General features: G+C 39.6%; 20 protein-coding genes and 2 pseudogenes. All 22 read right to left on the bottom strand.

The window, feature by feature from the left end; translation table 11 throughout:
* Nucleotides 1–409: 409 nt before the first annotated feature.
* The 22 genes and pseudogenes from LI091_RS10330 to LI091_RS10225 all read right to left on the bottom strand — a co-directional run bounded on the left by LI091_RS10330 (nt 410) and on the right by LI091_RS10225 (nt 22,813).
* Nucleotides 410–3,757: a DEAD/DEAH box helicase family protein gene (locus LI091_RS10330; protein ID WP_147603052.1), complete on the bottom strand. Its 3,348-nt coding sequence runs from the start codon at nt 3,755–3,757 to the stop codon at nt 410–412.
* Nucleotides 3,758–3,785: 28 nt separating this feature from the next.
* On the bottom strand, nt 3,786–4,721 hold the full coding sequence (gene rhuM, locus LI091_RS10325) for a RhuM family protein (RefSeq protein ID WP_021651421.1): 936 nt from the start codon (nt 4,719–4,721) through the stop codon (nt 3,786–3,788).
* Between the two features lie 95 nt (nt 4,722–4,816).
* On the bottom strand, nt 4,817–5,971 hold the full coding sequence (locus tag LI091_RS10320) for a restriction endonuclease subunit S (protein ID WP_265191147.1): 1,155 nt from the start codon (nt 5,969–5,971) through the stop codon (nt 4,817–4,819).
* Between the two features lie 37 nt (nt 5,972–6,008).
* A pseudogene (gene xerA, locus LI091_RS18635) lies at nt 6,009–6,977 on the bottom strand (site-specific tyrosine recombinase/integron integrase).
* A 48-nt stretch (nt 6,978–7,025) separates the two neighbouring features.
* Nucleotides 7,026–7,487: a hypothetical protein gene (locus tag LI091_RS10310; protein WP_021651847.1), complete on the bottom strand. Its 462-nt coding sequence runs from the start codon at nt 7,485–7,487 to the stop codon at nt 7,026–7,028.
* Entirely contained in the window at nt 7,488–7,946 is a 459-nt protein-coding gene (locus tag LI091_RS10305) for a DUF3990 domain-containing protein (protein WP_161208501.1), read from the bottom strand.
* Nucleotides 7,947–7,962: 16 nt separating this feature from the next.
* Nucleotides 7,963–9,120, bottom strand: coding sequence for a restriction endonuclease subunit S (locus tag LI091_RS10300; RefSeq protein WP_195635099.1), 1,158 nt, complete (start codon nt 9,118–9,120; stop codon nt 7,963–7,965).
* Between the two features lie 47 nt (nt 9,121–9,167).
* Nucleotides 9,168–10,670: a class I SAM-dependent DNA methyltransferase gene (locus LI091_RS10295; protein ID WP_161208508.1), complete on the bottom strand. Its 1,503-nt coding sequence runs from the start codon at nt 10,668–10,670 to the stop codon at nt 9,168–9,170.
* A 14-nt stretch (nt 10,671–10,684) separates the two neighbouring features.
* Nucleotides 10,685–11,125 (bottom strand): hypothetical protein, encoded by a 441-nt coding sequence (locus LI091_RS10290; protein WP_265191146.1) that lies wholly within the window; start codon nt 11,123–11,125, stop codon nt 10,685–10,687.
* Nucleotides 11,126–11,138: 13 nt separating this feature from the next.
* Complete coding sequence (locus LI091_RS10285; RefSeq protein WP_106789479.1) at nt 11,139–12,752, bottom strand: recombinase family protein; 1,614 nt, start codon at nt 12,750–12,752, stop codon at nt 11,139–11,141.
* 98 nt (nt 12,753–12,850) lie between these two features.
* Nucleotides 12,851–12,997, bottom strand: coding sequence for a hypothetical protein (locus tag LI091_RS10280; RefSeq protein ID WP_015542922.1), 147 nt, complete (start codon nt 12,995–12,997; stop codon nt 12,851–12,853).
* Nucleotides 12,998–13,053: 56 nt separating this feature from the next.
* Nucleotides 13,054–13,902, bottom strand: a complete 849-nt coding sequence (locus LI091_RS10275) for a metallophosphoesterase family protein (protein ID WP_071144293.1) — start codon at nt 13,900–13,902, stop codon at nt 13,054–13,056.
* A gap of 714 nt (nt 13,903–14,616) precedes the next feature.
* Entirely contained in the window at nt 14,617–15,039 is a 423-nt protein-coding gene (locus LI091_RS10270) for a sigma-70 family RNA polymerase sigma factor (protein ID WP_265191145.1), read from the bottom strand.
* A gap of 505 nt (nt 15,040–15,544) precedes the next feature.
* Complete coding sequence (locus LI091_RS10265) at nt 15,545–15,937, bottom strand: winged helix-turn-helix domain-containing protein (protein WP_154255853.1); 393 nt, start codon at nt 15,935–15,937, stop codon at nt 15,545–15,547.
* 124 nt (nt 15,938–16,061) lie between these two features.
* Nucleotides 16,062–16,831 (bottom strand): annotated as a pseudogene (locus LI091_RS10260) (response regulator).
* A 186-nt stretch (nt 16,832–17,017) separates the two neighbouring features.
* The gene (locus tag LI091_RS10255) at nt 17,018–19,408 is read right to left on the bottom strand and encodes an ABC transporter permease (RefSeq protein WP_154255852.1); all 2,391 of its coding nucleotides are present in this window, start codon (nt 19,406–19,408) and stop codon (nt 17,018–17,020) included.
* 14 nt (nt 19,409–19,422) lie between these two features.
* Nucleotides 19,423–20,088, bottom strand: a complete 666-nt coding sequence (locus tag LI091_RS10250; RefSeq protein WP_002586598.1) for an ABC transporter ATP-binding protein — start codon at nt 20,086–20,088, stop codon at nt 19,423–19,425.
* A gap of 5 nt (nt 20,089–20,093) precedes the next feature.
* Nucleotides 20,094–20,354: a hypothetical protein gene (locus LI091_RS10245; protein ID WP_227202135.1), complete on the bottom strand. Its 261-nt coding sequence runs from the start codon at nt 20,352–20,354 to the stop codon at nt 20,094–20,096.
* A 129-nt stretch (nt 20,355–20,483) separates the two neighbouring features.
* On the bottom strand, nt 20,484–20,678 hold the full coding sequence (locus LI091_RS10240; RefSeq protein WP_154255850.1) for a Lar family restriction alleviation protein: 195 nt from the start codon (nt 20,676–20,678) through the stop codon (nt 20,484–20,486).
* Between the two features lie 166 nt (nt 20,679–20,844).
* Entirely contained in the window at nt 20,845–21,876 is a 1,032-nt protein-coding gene (locus tag LI091_RS10235) for a sensor histidine kinase (protein ID WP_154255849.1), read from the bottom strand.
* Nucleotides 21,873–22,565 (bottom strand): response regulator transcription factor, encoded by a 693-nt coding sequence (locus tag LI091_RS10230; RefSeq protein ID WP_265191144.1) that lies wholly within the window; start codon nt 22,563–22,565, stop codon nt 21,873–21,875. The genes LI091_RS10235 and LI091_RS10230 overlap by 4 nt, the downstream gene beginning before the upstream one ends.
* Before the next feature lie 56 nt (nt 22,566–22,621).
* Complete coding sequence (locus LI091_RS10225) at nt 22,622–22,813, bottom strand: helix-turn-helix domain-containing protein (protein WP_046442308.1); 192 nt, start codon at nt 22,811–22,813, stop codon at nt 22,622–22,624.
* Nucleotides 22,814–23,063: the final 250 nt, after the last annotated feature.

Here is a 23,063-nt window from a genome sequence, read left to right as displayed (position 1 = left end):
AATGAATTTATACATGATCGCCTTACTGTAAGATTCTCAGAATGAGAAGAATGAAAAAGATATCTATTATAATCCTGCTACAATTATAATGTAATAATACCGTACAGATTCTGGTGTCACCTATATATCCTGTCATATATATCCTTTTGATATACAGACATAATATTCTGTACGCTTAAAACAGAATGGAACATTCTCATCCCTCTCTGTTCTTTCCATCTTTCACTCCGAGAGCTACAACTTCGCCCATGAGAATCACAACTGTCCATTCTGTTCACCTGCCTTTTTTTCTTAAATTTTTTTATCAACCCGGCCATTATAACGTTCCCGGCCGGGTTTTGTCAACCGGATTTATGGTTAAATTTATTGTAAATCCGGTTGAAATTTTATGTTTTACAGAGGTGGATGTTTATGCAGCAGCATTTGCGTTGATCGTATCAATGACTTTTTTTATTCCAAGCCAAACACCCATATCTGTAAAGATTTCCGAAATGCTCCCACGATCCGTAAACGGAGATTCCAGCAAAACAGAAAGATCCTTCATCATTCCATTATGAACAATATACTCAATGATCTGATTTACAAAATAAATCTGCCTGCTGTCCAGATTTACATCCTCAAGATACTTTGAAAAAGCTTCCTTTGCTGCATTCATATCAAGACCTACCATTTCTCTGACAAATTCTCCCAATGGCTTTCTGCCAAATTCTGCTTCATAATCCTCTTTTGTACCAAGCTCGCTCCAGAGAATTTTTTCCAGTTCAGCTACATCTTTTTCTGTAAGTGACTGATTCTTTTTCAGCTTAGCTATTACATGGTTATCCTGATGCTGTCGGACATAATATTCTACTCGTACTTTATAATTTTCCAGATCATCGTTTTCCAATTCCGCTTCTTTCCATTCCGTTGAAAGAATTTCGTCTGTAAAATTGGTCATATATTTATTCCTGCTCTTATCCGGAATATACTTCATAAGATCTCTCAGATTTTTCCTGATATTTTCAAATTCATCAATTCCTGCATTTTCCACATAATCTGTATGCAAAATCTGATCGATCAGCTCTGTCTGTGCCTGAATCTCCGGTATATTTGCCACTCCGGCAATTCCGGAAACCTTTTTTAAAAGATCTTTTCGCGCACTTGTATATTTCTTTCCAACCAGAGATGCAAGTTCTATTCCATACATAAGTGCATCAAAACGTACTGCTGTTACTTCATCACTTTCAGGCAAAATCAAGGGTGCAACCTCTTCCCGTACAAGTAAAGTATCTTCATAAGTAAGCATCTGATAGTTCGACTCTTCTGAATATAATTCTACATATTTCAAATGTTGGCGAACTGTAAAACTATCTCTTGGGAGCTCTTTTACTTTTTCAGTCATGTGCTTTACAAGTGCAGTCCTGTACGCAGTTAATTTATCTGTCTGATATTTAATATCCTGAAGCTTATACGAAATCTCAAACTGAAGATTAAAAACTGCACTTTGCAACGCCATCAGATTTGCGCTTGCTTTTCCTTTATTCATTCGGAAAAACTCAAAATTTCCACAAAAATCAAAAATGTAAAACTTTTTCTTATCTTCCCCATCCAACAATCCCGGGCATAGTCTTGTTCCTCGTCCGATCATCTGCCAGAATTTTGCTTTACTCATAACTTTCTTAAAGAATACAAGATTAAGAACTTCAGGTACATCAATTCCGGTATCTAACATATCTACAGAAATTGCGATCTGCGGTAGTTTTTTCGGATCTGAAAACTCATCAATTGCACTCTGTGCATATTTCATTCTGTTATCGATCACCATAGCATAATTCTTTAAATGCGGATATTCCTTATTAAAAATCTCAAGGATCTTTTCCGCATGATCATGATTTTTCGCAAAAATAATTGTTTTTCCAATCTTCTGTCCGTATTCAATTTTAATTCCATCTCTCATCAGGACATGAAGAATTTTTTTAATGGTATCTTCGTTAAAAATCCAGGTATTCAATGCAGCCGAATTTATCGCTTCCGGAAGCTTTCCATTTTCGTCTTCAAAAGTATTTTCATAGATTTCTTTATCTGCTTCTGAAAGTTCATCATATACAATTCCCTGATCAATAAATTTCACCCTGGATTCCACCGAAAGATAATCAACCAGATATCCATCCTTAACCGCCTGCGCCAGATCATATCCATAAGTGGGATCTCCGTTTGCCAGTTCAAACACTTCATATGTATTTTTGTCAATCTCATCTTTCGGTGTTGCGGTAAGTCCTACAAGCAGTGCATCAAAATATGTAAAAATATCTTTATATTTATTATAAATGGATCTGTGCGCTTCATCACAAATGATCAGATCAAAATGACCACTGGTAAAAACTTTTCCTTCTTTGTCATTTATCGTATCAATACAGTTTATCATGGTCTGATATGTGGAGAAAACACATCGCGACATATAATTATTCTTTTCTTCAACCAGATTTGTACAGGAAAAATCCTGCATCCAGTTTACAAAACTTCTTTTCGCCTGTGTTACCAGTGAATTTCTGTCCGCCAGAAAAAGTATATTCTTTACCCAGCCCGCATCAACCAGTACCTTGCACAAAGCCATTACTGTTCTGGTTTTTCCGGAACCTGTGGCCATAACAAGCAGGGCTTTTCTCCGATTCTTTTCATCAAAGCTCTGGCATACTGCTTTTATCGCGGCTTCCTGATAATAGCGGTCTGCTATCTTTTTATCTACAGAAATATTTTGGAGGCTTGTCCGCATACTCAAAAGGTTAAACCATTTCTCCAGATCCCGTTTGGAATAAATAACTGAACATTTTCTTTCTGGATATTGTCCGTCTATGATCCGGGTTTCAAAACCATTGGTAAGGAAAATTACCGGACGCCGTTCATATTTCTTTTCCAGCAGATCTGCGTAAAGTTTCGCCTGCTGCCTGCCCTCAGCAATATCCTTGCAGGTACGTTTTGCTTCTATAATTGCCAGAGGTTTATTCATATCATCATAGAGAACATAATCAATACGTCCAATCCCTGATTTATTCGGCATTCCTGTCACAGTCATCTCATTTAACCAGTCTTTTCCCTGTGCCCATCCTGCATCAATAAGCATGGAATCTATGTAAAGTTTTCTGGTTTCATATTCAGACAGATCCAGAGGTTTCGGAACATATGTCTGCTGCTTTTTCTCGTGGCGTGCGGACAGTTCTTCCCTAAGAAAAGTATTTTCTGCCATCAGTTTTTGTAGATCCAGTTCCTGCTGAGCAGTTTTTTCTTGTTCTTTCAGAAGTGTTTCTCTTGCTTTTCTGGCTGTTTCCCTGGATGCCTTTGCCTTCTCAATTCTGCCATCAATAATCGATTTATCAAATGGATGTTCCTGATACTGTTCTCCATAACAATATGCAATGTAATCTAAAAAAATCGACAGATTTTCAAGACAGAGTATCGCTGCATCTCTGCCAGGTTTTTTATTGCTATGCGCCACACTATTTCCACATCTGCGGATATAATCCATCCGTTTCCAAAGATCCGGTCCCACTAACTGTCTGAATTCCTCTGTATTCATCAAAGTGTGAAGGTTATCCTGGTACGGAATCTGCAAACTATTCTCCACAGAATACAACCATTTCACAGCAAATTCCATAGCCCGCCGGCTGTTAAGAATACTCGCATCCGGATCTGCCAATATGATCTTCTCCGCAGATATGGCAACATTTGCAAATGCAGAGAATTTTGATTCATTTTTTAAATAATCAAAGTTTGTTACCATTGTGAAATCTCCCTCTTTTACTTTCACTTTACATTGACAATAAATTCATTACCAAATTAACCATAATATCTTTTTCTTTTGGATCTGACTCTGCAATCATCAATGTAATTGCTACTAATGCACCATCACTTATCCTTTTCTGTCCATCTTTGTAGAGTACATCATTGCGAGCTAAAAATTCCAAAAATAACGATGCAGCAATTCTCTTACATCCATCAGCATAGGGATGATCTTTTATCATAAAATACAAAAGATTAGCGGCTTTCTCTTCTAAAGAAGGATAAACCTCTCCTCCGAAAACATTTTGGTAAATTGCTGCAAGAATACCTTCAACTTTCCCCGTTTCTTTTTCAACACCAAAGACATCCGAATGAAATGAATCTTCCATTGCATTCACCATATTTCTACAATCCTCGTATGTAATTCTGTATATGGCTTTATTTCCTGCAGGCTTTTTAATCGACTGGTGATCATACTGGTCTAATAACATCAAGGCATTTGTATATAAATCAACAGCTTTTAGCACCTCTGCTTCATCTATTTCCAAAGTACATGCAAGCATTTTGGTTTGAATATTTACTGTTCTCTGTAAGGCTTCTAATCTTTTTTTATTGATTGCATAGCCTTGTAGGATATACTGTTTCAGAACATTATTTGCCCATTTTCTAAATTCTACACCTCTGTTAGATTTGACTCTATAGCCTATAGAAATAATCATATCTAAATTATAATGTTCTACTTGATACACTTTTCCATCTGAAGCAGTTGTCGCAAAATTTGCGACAACTGAATTATCCAGTTCTTCTTTTAATGCATTATTAATATGTTTACCAATTGTCTTTACGTCTCTTCCAAATAATTTAGCTAGCTGATTCCTATTAAGCCATACGGTATTATTTTTGACAGACACAGTTAATTTTATTTCCTTATCAGCAGTTTCAAATAAAATTATTTCATTTTGCATATTTAACCCTCTTCTGAAAATATACCATTGTAAATTTCATCCCCCTCGTAGTAAGTAATTTCTCTCACGTATCTCCGTAAAACATTTCTTTTGCTTTATTTTACTTTCTCGATTGTAACGTGACACATATAATTCCATTTCTGTAAAAGCTGATTGATAACTTTTGATTTGTCGACTTGTTCCGCAAACTCCACAAATGCCTTTTGCTGTTCAATAGGTGGAACAATAAGCTCTACCTCTCTCAAATCTTCCATATTCAACTGAATCAAAGTAATGCCCTTGGCTTTACTTTTAATATCGTCATTCAAATGCTTGCTATCCATAAGATATTTTAAGAATTCTAACACCATAATGTTCTCTTGAGTTCTAATAGGGACAATACCTCTTCCAACATTGCATCCTTTGAATTCTTTTCCAACAATACAAGTATCAGCGATATTAGCTCGAACTGTTATAAGCATTTCATGACCTTTTAATATCGTTCTCTTGTATTTATTGGATATTTCCTCAGTAGTTCTTTTTAACTCTTCCAACTTGGGAATTCTATTGACAATATCAACAGGTCTGAATACTGGCACTCCCTCTTCTTGGTCATTTCCGGTCTGTACAATGCCATATGATATAGTACAATCATCAGTAACAATCTCTTGAAGTTGCTTCTTTTCCCATCCCATAGGATTATCTACAGCATCACCAAACATCTCGACAAATCGGGCTTTGACTAAAGTATCTAACACCGATAATTCTTGTTTTCTAAACCTAATAATGGTATTTACTTTTTCCAAAATTTTTACTATTTCATGTTGCTCTTCTATTTCAGGAACATTTATTTCGATTTCTGAAACTATTGCCTTTGATATTTCTTTAAATGTTGCACCTCTACCAAGCGAATTCAAAAACATAGTATTTCCTTTTAAGAACCAATATAAATATTTATTAAATATTTTCTCCGAACATATCAAATTTTTAAACCCTTGATTACAATACATTTCGCATCCAGCAATAGCAACTTTGCCAATAGGCGCTCTTGTCGAAAGAATCACTGTTCCCTCTGGAAATGAAGATAAGCCTGTTTTTTCAACCGCCAATTTCGTAATTTTCCGTACACTATCATTAATTATATATACATTCTCATTGAGCTCCGCCGGTGTTATCCATTTGACATCACCATCCCAATATTCTTCTATAGTAGTTTTAGGTGTACTCCCTGATACAATCTCACATATATCACCAAGTTTACATTTTTCCATCTACATCATTCCACACAAATCCGAATTTGAATAAAAGTCAGCTCATATATTTCTGATGAGATGTTTTAACATTGTTTTGATTCACCATCGCATACTGCATCGTTGTATCAATTTGTGAATGTCCTAATATTTTTTGCACCTGTTCTATTGGCATTCCTTTATCTATTGCTCTGGTTGCCATGGTTCTTCGAAATTTATGGGGATGAATGCGTTCCAGATCAATTCGTCTTCCTAATTCCCTTAAACGAATTTCCACTCCGCTTATTTTTAGCCTATCATGTGGTGCATCCAGGGTTACAAACAATGCAGAATTATTATCTTTTCGGTGATCAATATATTTTTTTAAATGCACCTTCGCTTTTGCATCAAAATATACCCGTCGCTCTTTGTCTCCCTTTCCATATACAATGCACTCACGCCCTTCTAAATCAATATCATCAACATTCAGATTTACCAGTTCACCTACTCGTATTCCTGTAGAATATAGTAAATCTATAATTGCCAGATCCCTGATTTCTTTGCAGTTATCCCTAAGTCGTTCAATTCCTTCATCTGTAATAACGCTTTTTACTACCGTTTTAGTTTTAATCTTATGAATCCGTTTCATAGGACTTTTTAAAATATAATCTTCTTCCTCTAACTAGGAGAAAAAGCTGGAAATGTTTCTTCGAATGTTATCCACCGTAACATTTGAACATTTATTATTTTTCTGATATTCTGCCAGATATGTCCGTATTTCTTCTGTTGTAATCTTCCTTACAGATGTTTCAATATGGGATAACAAATGTTCTACCGTAACTTTATAATATTGAATAGTTCTTTCTGAACAACCTTCTATCTTCTTTGCGTCCAGAAACATTTTAAGAAAATCTATATTGGATATTTCCATTTTGTCAGCTTCATTCTCTGCACATACTTTTAAGATTACTTCCTGAAGTTTTTTCATTTGTGTAATTGACAGATATTCTGACATTTCATTCAGTATTTTTACTATTTTTTCTTCCATACTGGCATACTCCTTTCAAGATATACCAGCATCCTTCAACCATTTTGTTTATAGCATTTTGTTTTCTCGGTACGATTCAAATATATATGACGGATTTTCGTAATATACACTGCTGTTGTAGTCATCAATCTTTGCACTGATAAAGGAATTGTATACTTTTATTAAAGCATCTACGATTCCAATATTTTCATCTGCAGCAACCATTTTTATCAGCCGCTTATATACTTTTCCAATGTCCCAATGTGATGGAATGCTGTATTTACAATCACCCACATTGTTAAAATTTCCTTCTTGCATTCCTGCTTCTTCAATAAAATCCTCACTGACTCTGTCAATGTTGTCACAATGGTAAATATCTGCCAGGTCATAGATTTTATCAATTCTCTGCTTTCCAAGTTTATTTACAACATCTGCCCGTGTATTCTTTGTTTTCCTGGCAATGTAATCGATCAGGCTGCATGTGTAAAATAAATCATTATCTTTTTTGCTTTCATGTCCTTCTCCTGCCATTTATAGCACCTCACAATCTCTATACTTCAGGCATTTCAATGATTCTTTGGAACAAAATGCTATCTGATGAGTTGGATACTTGAACTTTGCCAGAACCCAAAACTGTTCTCTGGTAATCGTACCGTCCATGTAATCAGAAACAAAATTATAAATCTGATCGTCTGCCATTGCACCGATTACAATATCATATTCATGGTCTTTCCCACTCCGACATGCAATTATAAAATCCAACCATTCTTCTGTCATATCTTTGAATTCTTTTATTTTCAGATTCGATTTTAAACGCACATCATAGACAGATACAACCTTCGTATCATATCTCCTGGCCCATCTTTGAGCCTGTTCTTTTATAATCGTACAGTAAAAACCAGTTCCAAAATCTTTTGTATTACGACCTTTTCTGATTTCCGGTTTCTCTAAAGCCTGATATCCACCATGATACACCGTCATTATCGCCATTCAGCTTCTCTCCTTTCTAGCCAAAGTATTGTTGCATCAGACTATCGAATAACTTTTGTGTTTCATCCAGTGCTTTTTGTACTTTAACTTTTGATTTGTCTACTTGTTCACTAAAAGAAACATATTTTAATTGCTGTTCTATAGGTGGCACAATTGTCGGCAATCCTCTCAACTGCCGCATATTTATGCTTGCTATACCTGTCGTTTGTTTTGCTGCTCTCAAGAAATATGTTTTTGCCTGCGGGCTTTGTAAATAAGCTGAAAAATATCGCGGTAATATTCGTGTTTCATCCAATCGTACTCTAAATATATGATTCTGATGAATACAATCTTTCGGTGGTAAAGATATAATAGCTCCTCTTCCTAGTTTATCTGGATCTCCACCCTCAGTCATTAAGACATCGTCTGGCAATAATTTATACTGAATTATTTCATCTTCTGTTGCTAATATTGTTTTAACAGTTGTCCAATCAATATATCCATCTTTTACGTTTGAAACAGCCATATATGGCACTTCTCGCAATTCTCCACATTTTGTTTTTCTTCCTTTAGTTATCCCTGAAACAATGTCCGCAATTTCTTCCAATCTAAATTGATCGTATTCTGTTTTGTTCTCAAACATCTCGACAAATCGGGCTTTAATAAGGTTATCTAATAAAAATAATTCCTTCTCTCTATTTACTAAAACACGCATCATTTTATCAAGAACAGCAACAATTTCTCTCTGTTTTTTTATAGAGCAAACATCTATCTCCATTTCCGACAAAGTCGCTTTATTGAGAGTCTTTCCCATTACAGCTTTATTACTACTTTCATCCCAATTTCTATATTTAAACAAATAAAATATATACTCTGGAAGGATATCAACAGCATGCTTATCATGAAATGCCATTATCGCTTCATTAGAATACATATCTTCTGCTGTTATTGCAGTCTTTCCAATTGATAACTTAAAGCTCATAATAACTGTATTGGCAGGAATAATTTTTATTCCACTCTCTTTGACTGCAGCATCTGATAAAAATTCCTTTGTATCGGAAATATACTTTCCTGCCTTTGTTAAATCCGCTATGGAAATCCATTTATTATCTTCTGTACACCAATAATCTGGATTATTTCTTGATGGTGTTTTTCCCATCTGCAAATCAAATATCTCTTTTAATTTATATCTCATATGCCCTCACTACAAATCCGAATTTTTCGAATCTGCCATCCTTTCTTCTATAATCCCAACAACCTCTCCAACTCATCCATTTCTTTTCCAATCTCCAGCTCCAGCTCCCGGATATTGGCCATGATTTCTGATGTTGGCGGATATTCCACCGGGGTGTATTCAATTTCTTTGTATTTATTGATACTGAGGTCATAATCATTTTCCACAATATCTTTTTTCGGTACCATAAATGACTGGTCTGTTCGCTTCCGGTCCGCTTCTTTATCAAGGTTTTTGAAACGCTCTATAATATCCGGAATGTCATTTTCTGTAACCGGAGTACGTTTATCGTCCAGACTGAAGCCATCTGCTTTCATGTCATAAAACCACACCTGATCAGTTCCGCCATGTTCTGTTTTTGTAAAAATAAGGATTGCTGTGGATACTCCTGCATAGGGTTTAAATACACCGGAAGGCATAGATATTACAGCTTCCAGTCTCTGATTTTCAACAATTTCCTTACGGATGGATTTATGTGCCCGTGATGATCCGAAAAGTACACCATCTGGTACAATACAGGCACATCTGCCTCCAATTTTCATAATCCTCAAAAACAAAGCCAGAAATAAAAGTTCTGTTTTCTTTGTCTTGCAAACTTTAAGAAGATCTCCGGAAACGGACTCTGCATCCAGGCTTCCTTTAAAAGGTGGGTTTGCCAGCACAAGGGAATACTGATCTTTATCTGCATTCTGATCAGATAAGCTGTCCCGATACTCAATATAAGGATTTTCTATTCCGTGAGTCATCATATTCATGGCTCCAATACGAAGCATGGTGCGGTCCATATCATATCCATGGAACATATGATTCATGTAATGATCTTTTTTCTGCTTATCATAAAAAATTTCTTCTTTTCTTTTTTCTTTCAGATATTCTCCTGCTGCAACCAGAAATCCGGAGGTTCCACATGCCGGATCACAGATAATCTCATCACTGGACGGATCCATCATCTCAACCATCATCCGGATAATATGTCTTGGTGTACGGAACTGTCCATTCCGTCCGGACTGAGCTATTTTTGAAAGAAGATATTCATATACATCTCCTCTGACATCTGCTGTCTGGATTTCATTCATAAGTTTGTAAATTTCATCCAGAGAATCCACCACTTTGGATAAAAGGAGTGGTGTCGGAAGCTTAAATATCGCATCGTCCATATATTTGGAATATGCACTGTTTTTATCATTATGAAGATTTTTTATAAACGGAAATACCCATTCCTGCATGATCATATACATTCTGTCTGCCGGAAAATCATGGAATACGGACCATTTCAGCTGACTTCCGTCAATTGTTCTCTCACCTATTTTTACTTCTCCGGAAAAAATACTCTGAAATGGCAAGCCAAGCATTGCACTTTCTCTTGCACGCATATTATCGGAATCATCCAGATCATGAATAAACATCAGGTATGTAATCTGTTCGATTACTTCCAGTGGATTGACAAGTCCTCCTGCCGCAAATATATCCCATAAACCATCTATTTTGTTTTTTAATTCACCAGTGATCATTTTTTATCTCCCATCTATCGTTCATTATTCCAGGTATATTTCGTATACCTGCCACCGCCGATTTTTAAAATTTTTTCTGCTGTCAGTAATTCTGCCAGTGTTCTCTGTATCGTTACCACACTGATATCCGGACATTTTTCTGCGATTTCTTTTTTTGTAATTATACCCGGATTATTTTTTATAATCTCTTCTATTCGCTCCGGTTTTGATATATTCTGCGTTATCAGCAATTTTATCCTTGAAGAAAATTCTCTGTATGCTCCTACGATAACGCCAAGCATATATTTTACAAATGGTATATAATCATTCTTATTCTCATACCAGTTCTCAGAACTTTCCCTTAAACATTCATAGTATAATTCCTTTGAATTTTCTATCATTCTCTCGATACTGATATATTTTCCCACAATATAGCCGGATCTGTACAAAAGTAATAGTGTAAGTAAACGGCTCATTCTTCCATTGCCGTCAGGCGATACCACATTGAGACCCCGCAAGAAAACGATAGTTAATTTCCACTCTTTGCTTACGATCTTTGCCGGTTCCCTCTGCCTGATATACATAAATACTATCAATCAGCTCCACCAGCATAGAACGGTTCAGTTCTGTTACTGTTTCATACTTACGAATTGTTTCCAAAAATTGATTGGTACTCTGTGTTTTCTTTTCTTCCGCTCTGATTTTAGTTCTTAATTCGTCTCTTTTTTGAGCAAGTTCTTTCTGCTCACTTTCATAAGCTGAGGACATCTTTTCAAAGCGTTCATCAGAAATCTTACCGAGTGCATTCTGCTCAAAGAGCTTCATAATCACACTATCAATTTCTGCAATCCGTTTTTCTGCTACTTCCAAGTCTTTCTCGAACTGTTTGATTTTCTTACTGCCGCCTTTTTCGCTCAATTCGTGCATTTCCTGTATAAACTGATCTCCTAAGGCTTCCATATTCTTAATATGCTTTTGAATATCACTCATAACAATCTGTTGCAACGCCTCATAAGAAATGGCATGGGTTGTACAAAGATTGCTATTCCTTACATAAGTTCTGCAGCGAAAGCGAGGCTCCCTTCCATTTGGATTAGAAAACGCCATGTTGCGACCACAATCTGGGCATTTCACAAGACCCACAAATATATTAGGACGTCCTGTTTTATTCGGCTGTTTTTTTACACTGATGAATTTCTGCACCAGTTCAAAGGTTTCTTCATCAATGATCGCTTCGTGGGTGTTCCGTACTATAATCCATTCTTCTTTCGGAACTGCAACCGGCTTCTTATTCTTAAATGATTTAGTCTGTGTCTTATGAGAAACCATATGTCCCAGGTACACTTGATTCTCCAAAATCATCTTCACATTCTTTGCTACCCAATCCGTTGGAAACTTAAATCCTGTACTTGTTTCCAGAGTGCCGTTCTTCATTGCCCTGTATGCTCTCGGAATCAGAACACCATCCTCGCACAAGGTTCTCGCAATCTGATGAACGCTGTTGCCCTGTTTCGATAATTCAAAAATTCGTTTGACAATAGGTGCTGTATCAGGATCAACCAATAGCTTTCTTTTGTTCTCTGGGTCCACCACATAACCATAAGGTGCAAATGAACCGCAGAACCCACCACTCAATGCTGTTGTCTTTTTTACGCTTCGGATTTTCTTTGATGTATCACGAGCATAGTACTCATTCATAATAGATTTAAACGGCATCATCTCGTTTTCATCAAATCTTGTATCGACATCATCATTCAAAGCAATAAACAAAATATCATTATTAGGAAAGATTTCTTCCACATAATACATGAACATGGCATTGTTACGTCCAAAACGTGACATATCCTTTACCATGATACCGCTCGGTTCCGGATCGTCCATAGCATCTTTAATCATACGGTTCAGATCCGGCCGGTTGAAGGTGGTTCCAGAATAACCATCGTCCACATATTCGCCTATCACTTCAAATCCTTTTTCCTTAGCATTGTACCTTAACATCTGCAACTGATTGGTAATGCTGTTGCTTTCCTTATCCGCATCCCCATCGTCTTTCGATAAACGTGCATATAATCTAACTCTTAGTTTTGTCTGCTGTTTTAACATTTCTGCTCCTTTCCAACAGCAAACAAACTGCTTTGTACTTTATAATTATAACACGTTTAAGCACTCTTTTCAGCAATTTGCTCTACTGTTTTTTTCAATCAACGGGTATTGTTTTCCTGCTCAATTTCTTTCTGGATCAGTCGTTTAATTAAATACTCCAACTGAACCGTACCGGAAAAAACGGAAGTTACATAAAACGTTGTATTCCCAATTTGGACTGCATTCTCCTGTTTAGGATTTTCCATGTGCTCACCTCATTTCCAGGCAACAAAAAAACACCATCACTGGTGTTTTTTTGCTCCTATATATTTACAATTCTTCGTGCATATACTCCGCTTTTTAAATCTATCTCTGCATAAACCATACTACTATCGCCAAACTCTGTCTGCCCTGGCTGAATACAGGTTGTAGTACCTATCTGATTCATCCATGATCCTTTTTCTGTATCAGGACTTTCGTGAATATGCCCGTGCAGAGAAAGTAACGGCTGTTTGGCTTTAAGGAACTCATAAATATCTACTGATCCTATATCCAAATCCTGATATAGAAGCTGTCCCAAACGCAATCCGGCAGGAGGCATGTGCATAACATATACCGTTTTCTTCGGACTCTCCGGTTCAGGCAGTTCTTTCAAAATTCCACACATCAATGGAAGTTCTGTTTTGGAATACTCCAACCAGTCAAAAATTCTGTCATAACCATATTCATTCGATATACCGGCAAAAAGGCTAAGTTGTCTTTGGGGAATATAATCTGTCTCTGTAACAACTCGATCCTTACATCCAAAGGGATGATCCAAAATCTGATTCATTCCAATAAATTCATATTCGTCAATGCGGATTTTTTTACCTGCTATATTATGAACATTTGCGAATCCCCCACAAGTCTGTTCAAAAAGATTATCCACAGATAGCAAATCGTCATTCCCCAGCATATTAAGGTATGTAATGTTATGTTCTTGCAATATGGAAAAGTAATTACTTAGAAATCCTTTGATAAATAACGGTTGTTCTGTATGTCTTTCTCCCAATTTTGGAAGCATATCTCCACCATTCACAATAACTCTGATCTCTTGTTTCATAGCTATTTCTAATGATTTTCTGTATTTATTTTTATCTCCATGCAGGTCTGTAACATAAAGTATTTTCATGCTGTATCTCACTCCTTATATCCTTTAAGCATTTGCATCTTGATTGATTATAACACACAGCAACAATACTTTCAGCAGTTTCCGCCGCTATGTTTTCCACCTGTAGTATAGATCACTTTCTTCCCACATTTTTATATCTTATCATCAAAACCACATGAATAGGTCGGATCTATGGTTATTGCACACATAAATCCGGCCCATTATATCTGATTTCGATTTTACTGCCGTATTTGCCACGCACCCCGGCAAGTCCTTCTGTTATAAGGACGGGGCTGTTACAAGCTGCGGATAGCGTCACCGCATCATAGTCCCACATACGCCGCCGCTTTGCCAGAGCAAGCAAACGCCGCAGGAACTCTCCCCAAGTCTTTAGGAAGCTGTGAAGAAGTACCATTATGATCTGCGTCGTTATCGCGTCCGGCCTGCCACAGCCGGTTTCGTAGGTTGCGTTTATCGCTCGGACAGCCTAGATTCATCACCTCCTTAGGCCGCCTGTCACCGCGCCGCCCCATCTGCCGCTCGGAACACAGAATGAAGTACCTGTAACAGCGTATATTCGGTTGTCAAGGAACAAGCAAGGGGCATGGCAGACAAATTGATATTGCAGTTGGGGTGGGAGGATGTATATGCTTCCTTACCACACCCGTCCAGCTTGTCCCGCCGAATATGTCCCTCTACTATTCAGTACATTTTTAGGGGCAAAGTTGCCGTCTGTTATAAAATTTCTTTGAAATATTTTTCCAGACTACGCAATCCGGCTTCGATAGAACGGGTGATCCGGCTTTTGTGTGTTCCTTCCGCTTTGGCAATATCTGCTTTGCTCATGCCAAGGAAAAAGTGTGCATAGATCCGTTGGCGCTGCTTTACCGGAAGTTTGGAAAGACCTTTATAAATCAACTCCGTCATTTGACGCTGTTCCCAAATTTCTGCCGGGTTAAGAGGTTTTTGCAATATCTCACGCTCAATACCTTCGTCTCGATCCAAAGAGTAAAATGCTTTATAACGGTATGTACGAATCCGATAGGCTTCCTCCAGCAACATATATTCCCGAAGCAACAAAGCAACTTCATCCGGCACCTCAACGATCATGTCCTGTGAATAATACGGGTAATAATCCCGAAGATTGATTTTCTTCATAGTAATTTCCTCCAATTTCGATGTTTGAGTTGATGGCAAAAATCGAAATCAGAGGGTGGGCTGCGGCAGCGATAAGGTCTAAGTCTCTTTCTGATTAAAAAAAGGGTACAAAAAAGCGCGCCCGTACAAAGAACAGGCGCGCCAAAGCAACAGTATGAAATTTTTCCGGGAGGTTGACAGCGAAAATGCTCAAACTTTGTCGAAACCAAAAACGCCGCAATCCATACGAACTGGACTACGACGTATAGGTGACGGAATGTAAAGCAGTTTATCTGCAGATCTGTGTTGCATAGACGCATAGGCATTTCCTCCCATCAAGGAGGAATCTGAATCGGCTGCTTGATACCTCCTTGGGAGAAAATTATATCGGTTATGTTTCCTGTATCAGTCCGCAGACATTCGCTTTTTACTCTTTATATTCGCAATTTTCTACATATTCTGCTCTTAGAATATATGTTGCAAAAAGCAAGCCCACAAGGAGAAAATGACACCTTGTGGGCTCATGTTATAGATGTTCAAATTTATAGCCGATTCCGGCGACACTCTCAATATAGTTTGGAAGATCCGGTTCAAAGCGCAATTTCTTACGCAACTTACTTATATGATTATGAATGGCTTTTCTCGAATAGAAATCACAATCCTCTTTCCAAACCAAATCGGTAATCAGTTCGTAAGTAAAAACACGTTTGGGATTGGCAATGAGTAATGCCAGTATATCAAACTCCTTACTTGTCAGGTTGATCATCCGTTCTCTAACCCTGACAGTACGGTGTTCCAGGCATAGATAAAGCTCGCCTTCCTGTATTTCTGTCAGAGGATTTTTCTCTGCTGCGGAAGAAGTGTGACAGGAATTGAATACTGTTCCATGACAGACTCCATGTTCCAAAATATATTGCATTAGAGCATTCTTTTGTTCCTCGTTAAGAAGCAGAAATAACTTTTCGCCAATCTGTTTGCCGGATTCTTCTATATCAAAAACAGCTAATGTCCCATCACATCATCACCTCCGTAAAATTTTTCAATTACTCCACAAAGAACAGAACCCGCCGGATCAGCTCTGGGATATTGACCGGGCGGTGATATAGTCGTTCACGCCCTCATGCCGGTATTCATATTCCGTGGCAAGGTCGTTGTTCTCGGTGAGGATAAAGAACGGCAGAAGCCGGACAGGGGGACTCTTCATTTGGAACATCCCCGCCACTCGCCGCAGCGTATGAAACAGCTCCATTGCTGTGCCGTCCGGCAGTTCCAGATCGCACACGATCAGTTCAATTTCCTTATCCTCAAAAATCCGGCGCTTGGCCTCCCCAATCGAGGAAACCAGAATCAGGTCAAAGCCCTTTTGCAGCATAGCCGCCCGCAGCACTCCGGCGTTGGTATCTTCCGCATGAACAAAGAGCAACTTGTGAAAAGTCGGTGCCTTTTCGCCGGATAACTGCCGGTAGGCGTATTCCACCAGCTTATCTTGCAGCAGCAGCCCTTTCATTTTGTCCATGCACAGCGTCGCGCCCCAGCGCTTGGCCTCCTGTTCGTAGTCGTCCTTGTCATGGCAGGACGCCAGAATAAAAGGCAGCTCCTTATCTGTGGCCCGCACCTCGTCCAGAAAGTCCATGCCGGAACCATCCGACAGGTCGAGATCACAGCAGACCACTAGCGGCATTTCCTCTTGGATGGCGGTCCGCGCTTCTTTCAGCGTACAAGCCGTTTTCACCGGGTAGCCCCGGTGCTGTAAGTATTTTTGCAGACACCATGTATAGGTGTCGCTGTCGTCGATCAGCAGTATCTTTTTCATATGTCCTCACCCCCAATATTGATTTACCACAAGCATAAACTACAAATGTTACACAAATGTCCGAGGTGCCTTTGATTTCGACAGAAAAACAGGCTGAATTGTTACAACGCTCGGACATTTCAAAAATTTTTTGAGAAATGGCGAAAAAGGCGGGGCAGCACACGCCGCCCCGCCAATTCCATACGGTTATTCCATTGCCCGCATTTGTTCTGTTAATGAACGCTTTTTCAAATCCCGTATTTCCCATACAGAAAGAATCAACTGTAAAAGAATCAATATTAGTAGATATCCACCTATCTGCATTGTTGGAAATTGATATGAGAGATTTGGCATACCGAATAGAATACCAACAGCTTTGCTCACAGGAATAGCTATGGGAATACCAACTAAAAGAACGATTCCAAATGAAACAAGTACATATAGCAATCCCTCTGTTATGAGAGAACGATATAATTGTTTTAGGCTTAATCCAACAGAGCGTAATGTACTGATTTCCTGTTTACGCGCTTGATGGTTAGAGAGTGTCATATTGATTAGATTGATTATTCCAAACAGCAAAATTAGTAATGACAGCATTTGCAAACTTCCAAACAATAAGTTCATAGAAGATTCCATGTACTCTACAACATCATTATAGCTGCAAATAGAAAGCCCCTTTTCTTTAGAGGTAATTTTCTGCTGAATGGCTGATTCTATTTCATCATTATAAGTTTTATCAGTTATGATCTCCCATGAGTAAGCAAAATTTTCTGTGTTTGGGAATAGTTGTTGTGCAAGTTCTTGTGTAATTATAAGATTCGCTGGATCAATAGCATCTGTACCGTTTTCGGTTCCGACAAAGCTCTTATCAAAGAAACCGGAAACAATACATTCTATTTCCTCTCCACTATTTGTAATCTTTATAGGCGTCCCTTTTGTAACCCCCAGTTCCATATATCCATCTGTCAATAAAACTTCAAACTGATTTTTAGGCATTTGTCCATCTATCAAATGTTGTTCAACAAAGCTAAAATTACCTTCTGTACTTTGATCCGAAATTATATCACACATTCCCTCAGTAACATTTCCATTGATAGAATAATGACACATTCCTACTGAATCTCTAAGTGGTATAATCTTTTGGATTCCTTTAGTATTCAAAAGTTCTTCTCTCAAAGATTCGTTTAGCGAATTATTTGCTTCGTTTTTTCCAACTGATTCTTCAGAAAGATATATACGGAAGCTTCCGCCGTTTACAAAAAACTTTTCACGGACAAATTGCTCTGGCGTATTACTAACTGCTGCGGATGCAGATATAAATAAGAGTAATCCTCCAAATATCAATGAAAGCAATGTACTAGCTGTCTTTTTCTTATCGCGTCCAAGATTTAATAGAGCTAAAGAGTAAGGTGAAATTTTCTTATTATGTTTTCGAGATTGCATCGGAGCATTTCGATAAGCTATATATCGTACTGCCTCAATAGGGGAAGTAGTTGCTGCAATTTTAAGCGGCTTGCGAACAGATAATTTCACCATAAGAGTGCAAATGATGGAAACGCCTATCATTACAAAAGGAATATTGATAGGAGAAAATCCGCTGGAAAATTCATTACTTCCCAAAACAGTTCCGACAATCGCACCCAAAACAATACCCGGAGGAATTCCAAGCCATGATAAATATCTACTTTCATAGTTTATCATTTTCTTTATCTGTAATGCAGTTGTACCTAAAGTGCGTAACTGTCCGAAATTTCTTATTTTTTCATTGATAGAAATTCTGAAAATACTTTGGATTACCGTTATACCTGCAAATAATACCAACACGGACAAACTTACAAAAGTTAGTATATTTTCAAATGACAATCCCATATTCTCTCTAAAAAAGAGAAAACTTAAGCTATAATCAGCACCAATTTCTTTTCCAATAGAAGCAATTCTTTCTTTTAGAATTTCTTTTGATGTTGAATCTGCATCAGCAAAACAAACATAGCTTTGGTATTTTGCAGGATTATAATTAGAGCTATTTTCTACAAACGATTTTGATATATAGCACGAGTAATTGCCCTGTGATTCAGTCGAGCTTTCCGTAATCCCAGAAATCACAAAATCTTGTGATTTTCCGTTTATTTGAAAAGAAATTTTATCTCCGATTGCAGTATTAGAAAAATATTTGTTCACCATTTCACGGTCAACTGCAATTTCATTTTCTTTAGATGGCATAGTCCCATCTTTTAGTGTAAATTGATTTCGGGCAATATAGCATGCCGCATCATCCATATATGCCAAATACAATGAATATCCCTCTGGCATTTTTATTTCTCCCAGATTGTAAAGCGACGCTACCATTTCGATTTCTGGTTGATGACGAAGTTTTTCAATTTTATCCTCTGTCAGATTATCATAGCTGGCTTGAAAAGTGGCCATATTATTTTGAGATTCCTGAAAAGCAAAAAATAATGTTCCACACATTGACATCAAAAACGCTGCCAGTGAAATAGCAATTATTATCATAAAATTCCGGCGCTTTTCGCTTTTCAAACTTTTCTTTGCCAGCTTCTTTGTAATGGCGCTGGTATCATTTTCAAAAGGCCATGTCATAGCTTTCCACCTCCTTATTCCACAATCTTTCCATCCTCAATGCGGACAATCCGATCTGCAAGACGGGCTATGTCGTTGTTGTGGGTAATCATCACGACAGTTTGCCGGAACTCCGCACTGGTACGCTTGATAAGTCCCAGCACCTCGGCGCTGGTCTTGCTGTCAAGGTTGCCGGTCGGCTCGTCGGCCAGTACAATAGCCGGTTTGGTAATCAGGGCGCGGGCAATCGCCACACGCTGCTGCTGTCCGCCGGAGAGATTGTTCGGCATATTTTTTAGTTTATCTTCCAGCCCCAACAAGTGAACGATCTCGTCCAAAAACTTCTGATCCACCGTGTCCCCGTCCAGCTCCACCGGCAGGACGATGTTCTCATACACATTCAGGATGGGAACAAGGTTGTAGTTCTGGAAGATAAAACCGATGTTGCGGCGGCGGAAGATGGTGAGCTGTTCGTCGTTCATTTTCGACAGCTCTTTGTCCCGGACAATCACATTGCCGGAAGTAGGGGTGTCCAGCCCGCCCATCATGTGAAGCAGGGTAGACTTGCCGCTGCCGGAGGTTCCCACAACGGCCACAAACTCGCCGTCCTCCACAGAGAAGTTCACGCCGTCAAGGGCGCGGGTGATGTTCGGCTCTGTGCCGTAATACTTTTTCAGGTCGATAGTCTGTAAAATGCTCATAAAATTCAATCCTTTCTTTGTTTGTTGTAAATGCGGAACGCTACTGCGCCGGTGGCCGCCAACTGTACCAGAATCAGCACAGCGAACAGGCCGAAGCTCTCATAGTAGAACAGTTCATCCCAAAATAGGAGAACATCACAGAGAGCAGTCAAGGCAACCGTCCAGCGGATGTGCCGGGCCAGCCATTGCCGGAACACCAGCACAAGGGCAACGGGCGGGACGATCAGCAGCGCCAGATTCAAAATCAAGGTCGGGGTCAGTTCCATTGCGTCGCCTCCTCACTTTTGTTGATTTATAAATTGAAATTATATATACCTGAAAGCCGATTAACAGAATCAGCGTAATACTTTGGGGAGGACAGAAGCAACTGTCCTCCTGTTGGGAAGTGTTCAGCCTTATTCAAGGACTTGAGGGTTTTCTACATAAGAGCGAACTACTGTACCACAATTTTTGCAAATTACATGAATCAAATTTTCGCCTTTAAGTGTCAAGGCTTTATTTGGTTGAACTTTTGCATAAGTGGATTGAATCCCCTCAACAACATCTTTGCCACCACACCACGGACAAACATACTGTTTCTGCTCATTCATAGAACGCGCCTCCTTTCTTGTTGATAAGGCTATTGTAAAACCCCAATGTCCGCGAAATGTTACAGCGGCCAAAAAATTTCATTGAAAATCGGGGTGAAATGTTACAACGCTCGGACATTTCAAAAATATTTACGGCGGGCAGCCGGAAATGGCCGTCCGCCGCGTTCTATTTTGTCGGCAGCATAATGGAAAATTCCGAACCCTTGCCCGGCTCCGAAACCACTTTGATATAGCCGCCCTGCCGCGTTACGATCTCGCGGGCCAGATACAGGCCAATGCCCACGCCCTGCTGTTCGTGTACTTCTTCCTCACGATAGAAGCGCCGGAAGATGGCGGCCTGATTGCTTTCGGAAATGCCCTTGCCGGTGTCGGTCACTTTGATCTCCACATACATTTCCCACAGCACCACCGACACAGCGATTTTCCCGCCTGCCGGGGTGTACTTTACCGCATTGTCCAGCAGGTTAAAGAGGGCTTCGGATGTCCACTTGCTGTCATGGAAAACGGTCAAATCCTCCGGGCAATCCACAGACACGGCGATTTCCTTTTTCTCCGCTGCATACACGATCCCACTCATGGCCTGCGCCACGGTATCAAAGAGGCGGCCCGGCTTCTTATCCAACTGGATCACGCCCGTTTCCAGCCGGGAGGTTTTCACAAGGGCCTGAAAGAGAAAGTCCAGCTTATCCGTCTGGCTGCGGATTCCCCGGATAAAGTCGGTGCGCTCCGCCTCGGTCATGGGCTTTTCCAGCAGAGTATCCGTCGCCATTTTCAGATTGCCTACCGGCGTTTTCACCTGATGGGAAATATCTGATACAAGGGTCTGTAACTCCTGCCGTTCCTCGTCCACCCGGCGACGGTTCTCCTGCATGATCTGGTAAAGCCTTGCCAGCCGGTGTCCGATTCTGGCAAGCTGGGTTTCACTGTCCTCCGGGCGCTGGGGCGCTTCATTCCCGGCGATCATGTGGTCTAAGGTCTGGCACAGGTCAGCGGTAAACTGCGACAGCCGCTTTCCAAACGCCTGCGTCAGTACAAAAATCCCCACAAGAGCGCACAGCAGCAGCGCCCCGCCCGTCAGCAGCACCGCCGTCTGTTTTGTCACAAAAAACAGGGCTATGGTGATCCCGGACATGGATAGGACAAGCCCCATTGCCACCCGGCCAAACAGCCGCTTTACCGATAGGTTTTGAAACTTCATTTTGCCTCGCCTCCCGTCCATTGATAGCCCATGCCGTAAACGGTCTTGATGTAGGGTGCGTCGCCGTCGGATTCAATCTTGCTGCGAATCCGGCTGATGGAGGTTGTCAGGGTGTGTTCGTCTACAAACCGCTCGTCTATATCCCACAGCTTTTCCAAAAGCTGCCCACGGGTCAGCACTTGCCGGGGATTTTTACGGAACAGGTTCAGCATTTTGTACTCCATCGGGGATAGGGTCAGGGACTTGCCGTTTAAGGAAGCCATCTGCTCCGAGAAGTCCAGAAACAGCCGCCCGTCGTCGTAAATATCCTTAGCCGGTTTGTGGTGTTCCAGCATGGCGAACATGGCTTTGATTTTCCGCTGTAAGGCCCCGATCACAAAGGGCTTTGTGATGTAATCCACCGCGCCCACCTCATAGCCCCGTATCTGGTCGCTCTCCTGATCGTTGGCGGTTAGGAAAATCACGATGGTGTCCGGGTGCTGGGGCTTTATCAGCTTGCACAGCTCAAAACCGTTCCCGTCCGGCAGGTTGATGTCCAGCAGCACTAAATCAAATTCCCGCTGGCGGATAGCTTCGGCTGCGGTTCTGGCATTTAGGGCAGAAGTCACGCCGTAGCCATCTGCGGTCAGGTTATAGTCTAACATCTTATTCAAAAAACTGTCGTCCTCGACAATTAAAATCTGCTTCATATCCTCACTTCCTTTGCTTTTTGCAGATAGTATAACAGGCAAATGTCCGCGAAATGTTACAATGACGGAAAAATTTTATTTTCTTTTTTACGACCATCTACAGGTTTATGTGCATTTTGGGGAATAAGCCATATACGACTGAGATGGACTACACCAGCAATCCGATTTTCTGCACACAATTTTTGCACTCTGCGTTCAGATAAATTCCATTTCTTTGCAGCTTCTTGTACTGTCATATATTCAAACATTTTGTTCTCTCCTAATCTAATTTATATTTCTATTTTAGTCGGTTAACCGAATAATAGCAACAGTTCCAATGCAGGAAGTCCCTAAATAGGGGGGACAGCATTACATTCTTTCATGATTTCTCCCCTATATTTTGATATATAAATAATTTGAGCAATGCTATAATAAAATAAGTTATTTATTATATTTTTGAAAAAAACAAAATTTAATCTTGACTCTCTCGTGGCGTAAGGGTTTACGCTTAAAACGAAA

Origin of the sequence: Blautia sp. MSK20_18, from assembly GCF_020553125.1 — a bacterium.
In the GTDB taxonomy this organism is placed as follows: domain Bacteria; phylum Bacillota; class Clostridia; order Lachnospirales; family Lachnospiraceae; genus Blautia_A; species Blautia_A fusiformis.
Note: the sequence above shows the minus strand (reverse complement) of the source record. Positions and strands in the feature narration are given on the sequence as shown.

Bases quoted from the DNA above. Each gene is read 5' to 3' on its own strand.
- LI091_RS10285 (WP_106789479.1), bottom strand. From the start codon at position 12,752: ATGTTAAAACAGCAGACAAAACTAAGAGTTAGATTATATGCACGTTTA.
- LI091_RS10270 (WP_265191145.1), bottom strand. From the start codon at position 15,039: ATGAAGAAAATCAATCTTCGGGATTATTACCCGTATTATTCACAGGAC.
- LI091_RS10255 (WP_154255852.1), bottom strand. From the start codon at position 19,408: ATGACATGGCCTTTTGAAAATGATACCAGCGCCATTACAAAGAAGCTG.
- LI091_RS10320 (WP_265191147.1), bottom strand. From the start codon at position 5,971: ATGGAAAAATGTAAACTTGGTGATATATGTGAGATTGTATCAGGGAGT.
- LI091_RS10230 (WP_265191144.1), bottom strand. From the start codon at position 22,565: ATGAAGCAGATTTTAATTGTCGAGGACGACAGTTTTTTGAATAAGATG.
- LI091_RS10245 (WP_227202135.1), bottom strand. From the start codon at position 20,354: ATGGAACTGACCCCGACCTTGATTTTGAATCTGGCGCTGCTGATCGTC.
- LI091_RS10300 (WP_195635099.1), bottom strand. From the start codon at position 9,120: ATGAGATATAAATTAAAAGAGATATTTGATTTGCAGATGGGAAAAACA.
- rhuM (WP_021651421.1), bottom strand. From the start codon at position 4,721: ATGCAAAATGAAATAATTTTATTTGAAACTGCTGATAAGGAAATAAAA.
- LI091_RS10305 (WP_161208501.1), bottom strand. From the start codon at position 7,946: ATGGCGATAATGACGGTGTATCATGGTGGATATCAGGCTTTAGAGAAA.
- LI091_RS10265 (WP_154255853.1), bottom strand. From the start codon at position 15,937: ATGCAATATATTTTGGAACATGGAGTCTGTCATGGAACAGTATTCAAT.
- LI091_RS10235 (WP_154255849.1), bottom strand. From the start codon at position 21,876: ATGAAGTTTCAAAACCTATCGGTAAAGCGGCTGTTTGGCCGGGTGGCA.
- LI091_RS10330 (WP_147603052.1), bottom strand. From the start codon at position 3,757: ATGGTAACAAACTTTGATTATTTAAAAAATGAATCAAAATTCTCTGCA.
- LI091_RS10240 (WP_154255850.1), bottom strand. From the start codon at position 20,678: ATGAATGAGCAGAAACAGTATGTTTGTCCGTGGTGTGGTGGCAAAGAT.
- LI091_RS10275 (WP_071144293.1), bottom strand. From the start codon at position 13,902: ATGAAAATACTTTATGTTACAGACCTGCATGGAGATAAAAATAAATAC.
- LI091_RS10310 (WP_021651847.1), bottom strand. From the start codon at position 7,487: ATGGCAGGAGAAGGACATGAAAGCAAAAAAGATAATGATTTATTTTAC.
- LI091_RS10290 (WP_265191146.1), bottom strand. From the start codon at position 11,125: ATGAGCCGTTTACTTACACTATTACTTTTGTACAGATCCGGCTATATT.
- LI091_RS10250 (WP_002586598.1), bottom strand. From the start codon at position 20,088: ATGAGCATTTTACAGACTATCGACCTGAAAAAGTATTACGGCACAGAG.
- LI091_RS10225 (WP_046442308.1), bottom strand. From the start codon at position 22,813: ATGTTTGAATATATGACAGTACAAGAAGCTGCAAAGAAATGGAATTTA.
- LI091_RS10280 (WP_015542922.1), bottom strand. From the start codon at position 12,997: ATGGAAAATCCTAAACAGGAGAATGCAGTCCAAATTGGGAATACAACG.
- LI091_RS10295 (WP_161208508.1), bottom strand. From the start codon at position 10,670: ATGATCACTGGTGAATTAAAAAACAAAATAGATGGTTTATGGGATATA.